Origin of the sequence: Chitinophaga sp. W2I13, from assembly GCF_050434005.1 — a bacterium.
In the GTDB taxonomy this organism is placed as follows: Bacteria; Bacteroidota; Bacteroidia; order Chitinophagales; family Chitinophagaceae; genus Chitinophaga.
Genome location: NZ_JBNPWD010000001.1, coordinates 4,425,494 through 4,438,547, shown reverse-complemented (window position 1 = coordinate 4,438,547; position 13,054 = coordinate 4,425,494). Strand labels below are relative to the sequence as shown.

Below are 13,054 nucleotides of genomic sequence, written 5' to 3'. Positions count from 1 at the left end.
ATAAAAAAGCGGCTACTCCATCGGAATCAGGTCTACGCCGTTGAAATTATTGGTCAGCTGCCGGAGTTGCAGTTGCTGTTGCAGTTGGTTCTTTTCGGATAAGAAAACTTCTACCGGGATATAACGGTTGGAGTGCTGCCAGTAGCTGCTATCCAGGTTGAGCTGCAGGCACGACGTTTTCAGGAACGAAAGCGCATCATAAACAGGCATAAGAAAAAAACCTTTAGCACGATAAGATGCTACGTAGTCCATTGCATACTCCGCCTTCCATTCCGGGTCCCAGCCTGTGCCGGCGTAAAAGTATACCCTGCTTATGGAAAGCGGCAGGGGCACAAAGGCGCTGTCGAACGGCGCTATGTAACACGAGTAAAAAGAGTCGGGCGTTTGCACCATCGTAATCAGCGCTCCATCCTGGCGGTTAACCACTTGCATGCTTTGCCGGTGCGCGGCATCGTTCCCGGAGCTGTCTTCCGGCGCCCACTTCCTCGACCGGCCAAAAGGCGGACGCACAAAGCCGGCGCCGTAATCTCCCTGCATCCGTACGGCTTTCATAAAATCGGCGCCATACACATCTGCGCCTGTGGCAGGAACTGGCAGCCTGGTACCTTCCAATAGCTTCTTCGCACGCTTTTCATTGTCCATCAGTAACTGTGATAAAAGATACTGCATGGTCAGCGATGTACGGGCGCCGGTAAAAATGCTGTTCGCGCTTTCCCTGACCTTTATACGGGGTACCTGTTCCTGTTCAAAGCGTGCGCCGATAATGATGGCCACGATAATGGCCAGCGCAACTCCTCCCTTCAGCAAGGTATCGCGGAGCAGTTTCCGGCGTTGTTGTTTCGTTTTATACTCTCTCCCGAAAAACCTGCCCAGCAATGATTTGCGGCTGGCAGCTTTTTCTTCCAGTTGCTGTAAATATTTGGCTGTTTCTTCTCTCACATACGCGCCGCATTTCAACGCTTTTACGGCATACAGGATTTCCAGCGCTTTTTTATTTTCACGGGTACCATCCAGCGCCAGTGCGAAGTTGATCATGAGGATACCAGAGTCGTTTCTGAACTCCTGGAAAATTTCCGGCAATGCATTCAACACCTGTACCTGTTGCAAATTCACATACGGCGCTGCGTCCTTCCACCCCGAGCGGGGATCCGCCCTCCTGCGTTGTTCTGCTGCTTCCAGTATTTTATAGGATTCCTGTAATGCCCGGAATATTTTATCATAACTCCGGTGCTGGTGTTCGCCGTCCATTAGCAGCGGGTTCGCATACAGTTGCTGTACTGCCGGCGCCTGCTGTTGTTTCAGGCTATCGAGTACCGCAGTGGTAAACACCGGCTCATAAAACGGAGCTATAAAAGTGAGGAAGGCAGGCGTATTGTAAAGCGGGTTATGATTAAAAAATCCTGTCAGCTTACCTGTTTCCAGGAAAACCAACAGGACGTTATCATCCCTGATCTGTTGATGTAAGTGTAATTTGCCGGGCGACTGCAGTTCATCAAAAAAAAGCAGCAGGTCGTTTTTGCTGAACCATTGCGCTCCTTCCCGTAATACCTTTTCTTCCGATAATTCCAGCTCTGCCATCATTTTTTTCCGGAGAAGGGATATCGCAGCAGTATCCTCTGTTGATACGGGTCCGCCATTCATCTTCTCCAGGAAAGCAAAGGGATTCAGGTATTTCATATACCGGCAAAATACTAAAAAAAGTAATCAGCCGGTTCAGGAAAACAGCAGGTAAGCCAATATCAGTGTAACAATTACATTAAACGTTTGGGCTATCAGGAACGCATATACCGGTTTCCTGCTTTCTGTGCCGATCAGGTCCTTGAAATTTGTTTCCAGCCCGATACTGGTAAATGCCAGCGCAAACCACAGTCCCTGTAAACTTTTCAGCGATCCTTTCACCGGCGCAATAGCAGCGGGCGACAACAAAAAGGAGAACACCAGCGACGCAATGATAAAGCCGATCACAAATTTTGGAAACCTGTCCCAAATCACCTTCAGCGTGGGCTTTTGCTCCTTGTCGGCCGCATTCGGATGTTTGGTATATGTCCAGTATACGGAAATCGCAAAAGCGGCAATACCCAGTAACACATTCTGCGAAAATTTCACGATAGTGCTGATCTTCAGTGCAGTTTCACCTACCAGTGATCCGGATGCTACCACTGCCCCGGTAGTATCTATACTGCCGCCCAGCCAGGCCCCTGTTACTTCTTCGGGGAACTGGAAATGGTGGGCTATCATCGGCATAAAGATCATCATCGGGATGGCCGTGATCAATACCAGTGAAATCACCAGCGATAACTTCTTTGAATCGCCTTTAATAGCGCCGGAAGTAGCGATGGCGGCAGACACCCCGCAAATAGACACCGCGCTGGACAACATCATGGTCAGCTCTTTATCTATTTTCAGTTGTTTACATACCCAATAGGAAAAATACCAAACAGAAATAACGACCACCAATGCCTGTATCAGTCCAAGGGAACCGGCTTTCAGCACATCTGAAAAAATAACGGTGGTACCGAGCAATACCAGGCCTATCTTCACAAAAAACTCCGACGTAAGGGATTCCCGGAACCAGGCAGGCAGTTTAAACAGGTTACCGATCAGCAACCCGATGATGAGGCTGAAAATTACCGCTTCCAGTCCCAGTTCATTCAACGCGGCATTACCCGCTACAATCAGCGCCAATGTGGTTAATATAAACACTGCCGGGAATACCAGCAGGGTATTTTTTAATGATCTGCCGGTAAGAAAGGATCCCAGCAGGGCCACCAGCAACACGTAAATAAACTGTGCGCCGATCTTTAAAAAGTTGGCGCCGGTCAGCACCTTCATGGTAAGGTCACCGGCGGTGCTCCATTTGTAATCCGGTAAAGCAACATGTACTCCGGCCAGCGAAAGCAGGATGATCAGGAACCCCAATACAACAATGGCCCAATCTTCCTGTAAATAAGACTTAACTCCAGGCATATTTATTCATTAAGATAGTGACGGTTTAAAAAAAATCTTTCAGCACAGTGTTGGCAGCATGGTAGCCACACATGCCATGAACGCCGCCCCCCGGCGGTGTGGCAGAGGAACAGATATAGATTCCTTTGGCAGAAGTCCGATAGGGTGAAATGCGGCAGGCAGGGCGCGTGTACAACTGCCTGATGTCGATGATGCCGCCGTTGATATCACCGCCTACATAGTTTGGATTATATATTTCCATCTGTTGTGCATTCATAGTATGTTTTGCCAGGATCAGGTCGCGGAACCCCGGTGCAAAGCGTTCTATCTGCTGCTCAATGATCTGGGTCATATCCGCATCGCTGCCGTTGGGCACGTGACAATACGCCCATGCTGTATGCTTTCCGGCGGGCGCCCTTTCATCAAACAGGCTTTGCTGCGATAACAATACAAAAGGGGCCTTACAGATCTTACCATCGTATGCCTGTTGCTCCGAGAACGCAATTTCCTCAAAGGTGCCTCCCAGGTGTACCGTGATGGCCTGCCTGCATTCGGGCGCTGTAAAAGGAATGGGGCCGCTGAGCGCCCAGTCCATTTTAAACACGCCCGGACCGTAACGATAGCGCGACAGTTGCCGTTTATAGAATGGTGAAAAGTGATCACCGGCAATGGTAAGCAGTTGTTTTGGCGTGAGATCAAACACCACTGCATGATGCGATGGCAATTGCGACAGTGAACTAACGTGCACGCCTGTTTGAATTTCCCCGCCTAACGAAACAAAGTATTGGGCCAGGGCATTGCCAATGGCTTGTGAACCGCCTTTGGGAACCGGCCATCCGTAACGATGGCCTACCGCCGACAATACGATGCCGATGGCCGCAGAAGCTACATTGGTCAAGGGCTGTATGGAGTGTGCTGTCATGCCGGCCCATAAACCCCTGGCTGCCGTAGTGGAAAACCTGTTGGCAACAGCCGATGCTGAGCGCAGCGCATTCAACCCAAAACGGGCCATGATCAAAGGATGCCGCGGAAACGAAAAGGGTCCCAGGCTATCTTCCGCTACTGCCTCCCAATTGTCGGCCACCGGTTTTATCAGTTCCCGGTACACTTTTTTATCTGCTCCCAGCGCACGGGCGGTATCGTCCAGCGAGCGCGCCAGGAAGGCCGCCGTGCCGTCGTCAAACGGGTGGGCCGCTTCCAGCGGGGAATAGGCGAACTCCAAACCGTAATCTGCCAGCGGCAATTTGGAAAAAAAAGGAGACCCCATCGCCATCGGGTGCACCGCAGAACATACGTCGTGGTAAAACCCCGGCAACGTAAGCTCGGCAGTACGCATGCCCCCGCCAATGATGTCCTTTGCTTCCAGCAGTAATACCGATACCCCTTGCTGTTGCAGCCTGATGGCGGCAGATAAGCCATTGGGTCCGGACCCTACCACTATTACATCGTAATCTTTTTTCTCCATGAGCTGCTTGCCGCGGTTGAGAGGTACTACCCCCGCGCTGATTTATTAGTCTACAAACTTAGTATACTATTAACGGGAATGCAAATTATTTTTGAGAAAGATAATATTTTATTTCGCGTCTTCCACCACCACGCCCAGGCGCAGGGCTTTCAAACCGCTGAGGCCCTGCAGGTCTTCCAATTCCAGTTCCTCCAGCTCCGGCTCCAGTACACCGGTTTCCTGTAAATAGCGGATAAACGGCAGGTAATCATCTACGTCGTCTTTGTCGGAATAGATCAACGCAATTTTATCAGGCTGGGTTAACCGTTCTTCGGTATTCCGGATATGTACTTTATCGATCCGCTTCTTGATCATCTGGTAACGGATGTTATATGCACCCTCCACATCAAACTTCCGTTCATCTGCCCGGAAGCTGATATCGATAGGATGGTTATGCACAAAAATAAGCTGGGTGGTAAACAACTCCTTCTCCATTTGCGCGATCAGCGAGTGGGTTAGTTTGGTGATGGCTACCATGGAAGATAACTGCCATAACCGGAGGTTTTTGAGATGAAAATGATTGAACGGTCGCGCCGGTGCAATAGACTGACCAATGTAAATATCATACTCCACGCCATCCGTTCTGAACTTTTCAAAATAACAGGGATAAGAATCCTGCAACTTGGCTTTCTCTGACTCCAGGTAGTTGTTCGCCGCCTGGGTAATCAGCTGCATAGATGTTTCCAGCGCATCTTTATTCACATTACCCGCCATGCTTTGCAGGCAGGTGTTAATCGTTTCGCGGGTATCAGGATATTGCGCCGCAATATGTTGCAGGTAATTCACCGATTCCTCTTCCAGGAACCTGTTCAGCGCGTTTTCATCGGAAGGGCTCAGCTGTTGATGCAACAGGGCCTGCTGCCACCGCTGGCTATGATAGATCATTTCCTGCAGCAGGTCATTCTGCTGGTACTTGCGCAGCAAGTCCAGGGTATTGGCAAGGATGCTTAAATGACTGTCCAGGTCAGCGATGATGGCCTTATTTCTTTCTATAGTAGAATTCCGGATATCAATAGCGCCATACAAAGGGTATACTTCTTTAAACAATATATTGGTGATGACAGCCGGCCGGTTCTTTTTCAGCCTGTACAGGTAATGCCAGGCGGCCTCATTAAATTTCCACTGCACGGCCGGTTGTATGGAAGTAAATTTCTCTTTGATCACCTGCTCTATCTCCCCGTTAAATTCGTCTATATAGATCTGTAGTAGCTGGCCTATTGCGCCTATGGCAGGTTCCAGCAGCGACAACGTTTTCTCGTCAAAACTATGATCGCTCCAGGTATGTGCCGCAAATGCCCCTACCGGTTCACCCATATGGAAAATGGGCATAATAGCCAGCGACTTTACTCCCTGCTGACGGAAATGTTCCAGGAAGGAATATTCTTCCCGCGTTTCTTTTACGATATCCCCGGAAAAAAAGAAAAGTGGTTTCGACATAAAGGCCTTCGCATTCCTGCTGAATTCTTCCGGCGACAGGCGGCTTTCACCCCACACGACAAACAATACACCCGTTCCACCTTTTTCAAAACTATATACGGGATTATCATTTACGCGCAGGAAAGGAAACAGGTCGAATTCAATCCTGCTGTCACGCACCAGCGATTTAAGCGATAAGATCACCCGTTCGTAATTCTGTTCATCAATCAATGTAGTACGCGATAACCGCATACCGGCAATATTCTCCACCGCTTTCTCCGCCGTTACATCTGTTACGGTGATCACACAAAATCCACGGAAGCTGAACAGGTCCAGCGGCAACATATCTTCCAGTATCTCTTCACCACCGCCTTCACTGAAATGCGTGTACAGCTGCACAAAATCAATGTCCGGCAGCTCACCCTTCGCCGTCACGTCAACAAAGTCGGTGCTGATGGCCACCGCATAATATTGCAGCAAACCGGTAGCTGTATTTACTCCTGCATGGTGTTGCTCCGTTTTTACCGGCGCCTGGAAATTATACAGCCGTTGCAGGATCAGTGAATACACCAGCTGCAGGCGCTCCCGGTGGTAATCTGCCGGTGTGCGGGTTACTTCGTAATTATACTCCGGCGAATTATTTGCCAGCAGTTGATAGATCAGGTCTGTACCATAAAAAGTAGTGGGAAGGAACGGGAAGCTAAGTCCCCAGGCCAGCTGATATTCCGGGCTCATGGCCGGAGAAAGGCAGGCATATACATATTCCAGCAGGCCGGAATACTGAGGGGTTTCTTCCAGGGGAATATCCCGCCGGCCAATATCCGATGCTTCAAACGCGGCCAGCGCTTCTTTATACAACCGGGCTTTCACGGTGGGTTCTTCGTGGATCCGCTGCCTGAGATAGGCGATAAATGGTTCAAAGGAAATGGCTGCATCTATGGCCAGTGGCTGCGCCTTATTTCCTGACACATCCAAGATGGTTGTTTGCATAAAGGGGAAAATTCTTTTTCAGGATCAAAGGTAGGGGAAATCCTGGCTATTTACGAGGTGTAACACGCATGCGATCGCGGAAAGCAATAAATATCTTACCTTGTTGGACTGTAATTTCACCCCATTACGAACATCTCTTAAACAGCTGCAAATCATGAAAACAATTTACCTGTTAACAGCTGCGTTATGCCTGTTAATTAACTCCGCAACCTTTGCCCAGCAAGACTCTGCCGCCATGATGAAAGCGTGGGCAGACTACATGACACCAGGCCCCGCACACCAGAAAATGGCAGAAACCGATGGCGAATGGACAGCCGACATGACCTTCTGGGAAAAACCGGATGCACCGCCCAGCAAATCAACCGGCACCGCCACTTACAAGATGATCCTTGGCGGCCGCTATTGTGAAGGCCGTTACACTGCCAACATGATGGGCATGAACTTCGAAGGCATTAGTACCATGGCGTACGACAATGCAAAGAAAAAATACTTCTCCACCTGGGTGGATAACATGGGCACCGGCATCATGGTGATGGAAGGTGAACCCCTCAAATCCGGCGATGGACTTGAATTTACCGGCAAAGGCCTGGACCCTGCCACCGGCAAAGAACACAACGTACGCCAGGTATTAAAATGGCAGGATAAAGACCATCACACCATGGAAATGTACCGGTTAACCGACGGGAAAGAAACAAAAGACATGGAAATCAAATACACCCGCAAATAACACCAGATCTGGCAGGGGAATTAACTTCCGGGTGGAAGCTATTTCCTCTGCTTTAAAATATCATTCACCTCATAGTCCGGTGCACCTCCCGCATAAGATGCCACCAGCGCTCCGAGGGCATTGGCAAACACCAGGCACTCCCGCGCCGCACGCCCACGGATCACACTATGCAGGAACCCCGCCAGGAACGCATCCCCGCTTCCGATGGTATCTGCCACCTTCACCACAATACCAGGTTCCACATAAAAAATATCGTTCATAAACAACAACGCACCCTCACCGCCCATCGTTACCACGATAGTCGCAATCCCAAAACGCTCCGATAACATACGCACGGCCTGCTCCTTATCCACATAAGGATGATACCATCCGCTGATCAGCGCCAGTTCATCCGTATTCAGCTTCAGGATATCACACTCCGCCAGTAACCATTCCACATGCGCCTGCGTATAATGCGGCTCCCTTAAATTAATATCCAGCACCTTCACCACTTCCTCCTTCAATGCCTGCTGCAACGTATGCAACGATACCTTGTCGCGCGAACAAAGACTTCCGAATACAAAATAACGTGTAGCCGTATCCTTTAGCCGCGCCGCCAATGCCGGTGTGTAATCAATAAAATCCCATGCCGCCGGGTATACGATATCATAATGCACATTATGCGGATCAGTCATATCCGCATATACTTTCCCCGTTTCCTGCTGTTCATCGGTCTGAACCAGGCTGGTATCCAGCCCATACCGGTGCAGCATGTCCAGCAACCCCTGCCCGCGGGCATCCCGTCCCACACGGGATACCAGCGACACCTGCTCTCCCAGCTTCTGCAGGTGGTAAGCTACATTCATCACCGCGCCACCGGGTAATTCTTTCTCTGGTAAAATATCCCAGAGCATTTCACCAAAACATACAATCCCGTTTGCCATAACTTTCCAATTTTGATTAAAGGTGATGATCGCTTACATTGTTCAGACAAAATACGATAAAGCACTTATATTTATAACGTGAAGCCCTCTAAACCCGGAAAAAGATGCACCAGGAAGAACACTTAAAAAGCTCAGATTTTATTACAGACATGGTCATTGGCATGAGCGACGGATTAACCGTGCCCTTTGCCCTGGCCGCAGGACTCAGCGGCGCCGTGAGCAGCAACAACATCATCCTCACCGCCGGTATCGCCGAAATTGTAGCCGGCTGTATCGCCATGGGCCTCGGCGGATACCTCGCCGGGAAAACAGAACTGGAACACTATGAAAGCGAATTAAGAAGAGAATATACAGAAGTGGAAACCGTACCCGACAAAGAAATGGAAGAAGTGAAGGAAGTGTTTGCGGAATATGGCCTCAGTCCCGAAGTACAACACCTGATTGCCACTGAACTGTCGAAAGACAAAACCAAATGGGTGAACTTCATGATGAAATTTGAACTGGGACTGGAAGCACCCAACCCAAACAGGGCGCGGCAAAGCGCGCTCACCATCGGCGCCTCCTATTTTGTAGGAGGACTGCTGCCACTATCGGCTTATCTTTTCACGGACACGCCTCAACGCGGTTTGATAGGTTCTACCGCGCTCACCATCATCTGCCTGTTTGTATTCGGCTATTTTAAAAGTAAAGTAACCGGTCAACCTCCCGTGCAGGGAGCCCTGAAAGTAACCATGATAGGCGTGCTTGCTGCAGCAGCCGCTTTTGCCATCGCAAAATTGGTTTCCTGAAAAATGAACATATACAAGGCCCGGCTGTTTGTAATCAGATCATTCGCATACCAGGAATATGAAGATATCGCCCAAAGCAAAAATATGGCTGAAAGTATTGGTGGTCCTGCTCATCCTCAGGATAGCCATTGGTGTGCTGTTATATTATCTTGTAGAACATAAGTTCGTAAACATCATACAATACATCGTCAGCAAAGAATCCGGGAATGCCTATAGGTTCGACGCGGATGATATTGACTTCTCCCTTTTCAAAAGAAATATTGTGATCAGCGGCGCACGGCTCACCGGGAAAGACACCGTTAACGTGGCCGCTCATTTCGATGTGTCCATTCCCAGGGTGTATCTTTCCATACAATCCTGGCGCGCGCTGATATTGCATAAAAAACTGCTGGTCGACAGCCTCTCCGTGATCAGCCCTGCGCTCATTATCCATGAACATGTGGCGCGCGGCTCCCGCCAGGAAGGATTCCAGCTTTCATCTTTAGTACAGCACCTGGAACAAACCCTGCAATATGTAAATGCCCGCATCGTTCACCTGCAAAACGGTTCCCTGGTATACAGCAAGGTAAATGGGCCGCCGCCCCTGCGCGTCGATCATTTTAATTTCTCTATCCTCAACTTCTCCAAGGTTACCAACTCCGATAATCATATTCTTGGATCTGATGATGTGGACTTCTCATTCGACCGCCAACACTGGATCCTCCCGGATGGCAGGAATACCATCAGCTTCAGGCGGCTGCACTTCTCCGGTAAAAAACAGATTTTTGAACTCGACTCGGCCACCATCTTCAGTGCCGCCACTGCCACAAAAGGGGAAATGTCGCTGCAGGCAGATAAGTTCTACTTTAACGCCCGGCATCTTCCCGCTATTTATATGCGGGAAGAATTACTGATTGATACGCTCGTATGTATCCGTCCTGTATTAAAACTCCCTGGCAAGAAGGTGAGCACCAAAGATAAAAAGATAGCGCTGGACAGCCTGCCCAATACCCTGTTCAAACGAATGAACTTCCGGTACATCGAAGTAAAAGACGGCGAACTGCTGCTTCGTGGAAACGTGTCTACCGGCACCACCAAACGTACCAACCTGAATATTTATAACCTCAATATTGCACATGATTCCACACCAGCCATCACCGCCGACAGCATCGCACTCAACCTCGATAAAATAAAGTTCTATTCGCTCGACAGCATGTTCCAGCTCAGTGTGGACGAATTTATCCTGCAACGGAACGATGTGATCTTTAACAACGTGGAATACAGCCCCACGCCGATGAACCATTCCGGCAAAGGATTAACATTCCGCGCTCCTTCCCTGCGGCTCAACAACGTAAGCCTGGAACACCTGCTGAGAAAGCGTTTAAAAGCCACCAGCGCAGTGCTCTATCAACCGGGTATTACCTTTCTTACCAAAGCAAAGAAACGGGTTAAAGGCAAAGTTCCTATAGACAGCACCGCTATTAAAATGCCGGCCTTCTACCAAACGCTGCATGGTCTCAGTGAACTGATACAGGTGAACACCTTCCGGATAGTAGATGGCAATATCAATTTTACTTCCAACGGCAAATCAAAGGTAACGCTGATGGTAAAAAACCTGAACACCGATATCCTGCTGCATAACTTCCTGCTCAGCGATTCGCTGGTAGATATCAAACATTCCATGCCCAACCTGCATATTTTGCAGGTGAATGTGATCTCCGATAAAGCTAATATCACCATGGATAACTACAGCTTCGATGGTACGCACCGGCATAATAAAGCCACGAAAGTAGCCGTGGCACTGGAAAACGGCACCCGCATAGCGGCACGGGATCTTTACTGGGAAGTATTCGACTGGGACGTATTTCAGCAATCAAAGGACATACAGGTAGATGTGTTAAGGATCGGGGCCATCGATATACAGGCACATCACAATGGCGCTAAAAAAGAAGGTCCTGCAAAGGATTTGCCGGTAATACGGGTTGCCCGGCTGGATATAGGCAAGGTGCAGTTCAACAGCGAAGGCGCCGGTGAGCACAGTAGTTTTAATGCGGATAAAATAGCTTTGAAAGATATGCGCACTCGGCAGCACTTCTTTACCTGGGCATCCGCCACAGGCCAGCTTAACCACATCAGCCATCACAGTAAAAAAATGGATGCTACCATTGGCAGCGTACGGTTTAACAGCAACGGTTATACGTACATTACCGATGCCGCAGCCACACTGCATAACAGTAACGGGCATACTAAAATAACCACCCCTTCTCTCGATATACAAACCAACATCCATAACACTGACTTCAGCAGGATAGCCATTAGTAAACTGGCTACGGGCAATGCCGCTGTTTCGCATACCAGCATCAAAGAACACGACACCACCCACCTGGAAACACAGGCCCGGCTAACGGGGAACCAACTGGAAGTAAATACCGGCAGTCAACAGTTGTTGCAATATGGCGATATGAACATGCAGTTATCGGCGCTCTCCTACAGTCATACCGGTACAATTGCTTCCGTTCCGCAGCTATCCCTGCAACTCAGTAAAGGTTCGTTGCATAAGGAGAAGTCCGGTCACCTGTCGCTCCGCTCAGGTGTGGACCTCACCTGGCAGGAGGCACAGTTCTCCCTGCACCAGGCCGATACGCTTGAACTGGTATTACAAAAATTATCGGGCATGTTTAAAGATGCATCCTTCTCCTGGAGCCAGGGTCATAAAATAAAGTGGCCCTCATTCATCAACAATACCACGCTCAGTGAAGGCGGATTGCACTATCGCAATAAACAGGTTCATGTCAACGCGGAGAACTTTAAACTGGATCCGGCCACCCAAACATTTCAGGTGCGTAACTTTGAAGTGACGCCCAACCTTTCGGCAGAGGAAACTTTCCGCACTGCCCGCTGGCAACGCGATTACATTACAGTGAAAGGAGATGCATTGCAGATCAGCGGTATCAATATGCATCACCAACCCGGCGACACCACCATTGCTATCCGTAAAATTACGGTGGACAATACACAGCTGACAACGGCGAGGGATAAACGAATTCCGTTTGAACACGGCATTGAAAAATGGATGCCCACAAAATTAATTCATACCATTCCATTTGCGCTCCGGGTAGATTCCATTGTGGTACAACAATCTGCGGTAACGGTCAATGAATCGTCGAAGTCCACGAACAAATGGTCAGCCGTACCCATTACGGATATCAACGCCCTGATTACCCATTTCGGCAACACCTACAGCAACGCCGACAGCCTCCTGGTACAGGCTACCGGCAGGCTCCTGGGAAATCCTATCCGTTACTTTTCCTATCATGAATCCTATGGAGATTCCCTTTCCGGCTTTACAGCAGAAAGCTATCTTGCTCCAATGGACCTGAAAGATTTTAATGCCGTAGCCATCCCGATGGCAGCTGTAAAGGTAAGACGCGGTTATGCGGATACGATCTTCTCACAATGGTCCGGAAATAAATACGCTACACTTGGCGCCATGAATTTTTATTATCACAACCTGAACGTACAGGTGCTGAATAAAAAGGATTCCACGCGGCAGGGTTTCATGGCTAACCTGGAAACGTTCCTGGCCAACCTCTTCCTGAAAAACCGCAATCAACGGCCCACCCGGATGTTCTTTATCCGCGACCGGGAAAAGTTCATCTTCAACTATTGGGTAAAAGCAGAAACTTCCGGTATCATAACAGCCGTAGGCGTTAAAAAAGACCGGAAGTACCTGAAGAAATATAATAAAGCAGCAAAGAAATATTCTTTACCAAAAAAGTAA

At 49.1% G+C, this 13,054-nt stretch carries 8 protein-coding genes; 3 read left to right on the top strand and 5 right to left on the bottom strand.

Annotation, left to right across the window (positions count from 1 at the left end; translation table 11 throughout):
- Positions 1 to 12 precede the first annotated feature (12 nt).
- The 4 genes from QFZ48_RS18435 to QFZ48_RS18420 form a co-directional block, all read right to left on the bottom strand.
- Positions 13 to 1,677, bottom strand: a complete 1,665-nt coding sequence (locus QFZ48_RS18435) for a hypothetical protein (protein WP_429063183.1) — start codon at positions 1,675 to 1,677, stop codon at positions 13 to 15.
- 36 nt (positions 1,678 to 1,713) lie between these two features.
- Positions 1,714 to 2,967, bottom strand: a complete 1,254-nt coding sequence (locus QFZ48_RS18430; RefSeq protein WP_429050611.1) for a YeiH family protein — start codon at positions 2,965 to 2,967, stop codon at positions 1,714 to 1,716.
- 25 nt (positions 2,968 to 2,992) lie between these two features.
- Complete coding sequence (locus tag QFZ48_RS18425; RefSeq protein WP_429050612.1) at positions 2,993 to 4,411, bottom strand: phytoene desaturase family protein; 1,419 nt, start codon at positions 4,409 to 4,411, stop codon at positions 2,993 to 2,995.
- A gap of 108 nt (positions 4,412 to 4,519) precedes the next feature.
- A complete protein-coding gene (locus QFZ48_RS18420) occupies positions 4,520 to 6,856 on the bottom strand; it encodes a GAF domain-containing protein (protein WP_429063182.1) in 2,337 nt (778 codons plus the stop codon).
- A 154-nt stretch (positions 6,857 to 7,010) separates the two neighbouring features.
- On the opposite strand from QFZ48_RS18420, the gene QFZ48_RS18415 reads away from it, so the two are divergent.
- Positions 7,011 to 7,583 carry a DUF1579 domain-containing protein gene (locus QFZ48_RS18415; protein ID WP_429050614.1) on the top strand — a complete coding sequence of 191 codons (573 nt, stop codon included), beginning with the start codon at positions 7,011 to 7,013 and terminating at the stop codon, positions 7,581 to 7,583.
- 38 nt (positions 7,584 to 7,621) lie between these two features.
- Here the strand turns inward: QFZ48_RS18415 and QFZ48_RS18410 are convergent, their stop codons facing one another.
- Positions 7,622 to 8,506 carry a carbohydrate kinase family protein gene (locus tag QFZ48_RS18410; protein WP_429050615.1) on the bottom strand — a complete coding sequence of 295 codons (885 nt, stop codon included), beginning with the start codon at positions 8,504 to 8,506 and terminating at the stop codon, positions 7,622 to 7,624.
- A gap of 104 nt (positions 8,507 to 8,610) precedes the next feature.
- On the opposite strand from QFZ48_RS18410, the gene QFZ48_RS18405 reads away from it, so the two are divergent.
- Together QFZ48_RS18405 and QFZ48_RS18400 are read left to right on the top strand one after the other, a co-directional pair.
- Positions 8,611 to 9,294, top strand: a complete 684-nt coding sequence (locus QFZ48_RS18405; RefSeq protein ID WP_370908189.1) for a VIT1/CCC1 transporter family protein — start codon at positions 8,611 to 8,613, stop codon at positions 9,292 to 9,294.
- A 58-nt stretch (positions 9,295 to 9,352) separates the two neighbouring features.
- Positions 9,353 to 13,054 carry a hypothetical protein gene (locus QFZ48_RS18400; protein WP_429063181.1) on the top strand — a complete coding sequence of 1,234 codons (3,702 nt, stop codon included), beginning with the start codon at positions 9,353 to 9,355 and terminating at the stop codon, positions 13,052 to 13,054.

Bases quoted from the DNA above. Each gene is read 5' to 3' on its own strand.
- QFZ48_RS18435 (WP_429063183.1), bottom strand. From the start codon at position 1,677: ATGAAATACCTGAATCCCTTTGCTTTCCTGGAGAAGATGAATGGCGGA.
- QFZ48_RS18430 (WP_429050611.1), bottom strand. From the start codon at position 2,967: ATGCCTGGAGTTAAGTCTTATTTACAGGAAGATTGGGCCATTGTTGTA.
- QFZ48_RS18425 (WP_429050612.1), bottom strand. From the start codon at position 4,411: ATGGAGAAAAAAGATTACGATGTAATAGTGGTAGGGTCCGGACCCAAT.
- QFZ48_RS18420 (WP_429063182.1), bottom strand. From the start codon at position 6,856: ATGCAAACAACCATCTTGGATGTGTCAGGAAATAAGGCGCAGCCACTG.
- QFZ48_RS18415 (WP_429050614.1), top strand. From the start codon at position 7,011: ATGAAAACAATTTACCTGTTAACAGCTGCGTTATGCCTGTTAATTAAC.
- QFZ48_RS18410 (WP_429050615.1), bottom strand. From the start codon at position 8,506: ATGGCAAACGGGATTGTATGTTTTGGTGAAATGCTCTGGGATATTTTA.
- QFZ48_RS18405 (WP_370908189.1), top strand. From the start codon at position 8,611: ATGCACCAGGAAGAACACTTAAAAAGCTCAGATTTTATTACAGACATG.
- QFZ48_RS18400 (WP_429063181.1), top strand. From the start codon at position 9,353: ATGAAGATATCGCCCAAAGCAAAAATATGGCTGAAAGTATTGGTGGTC.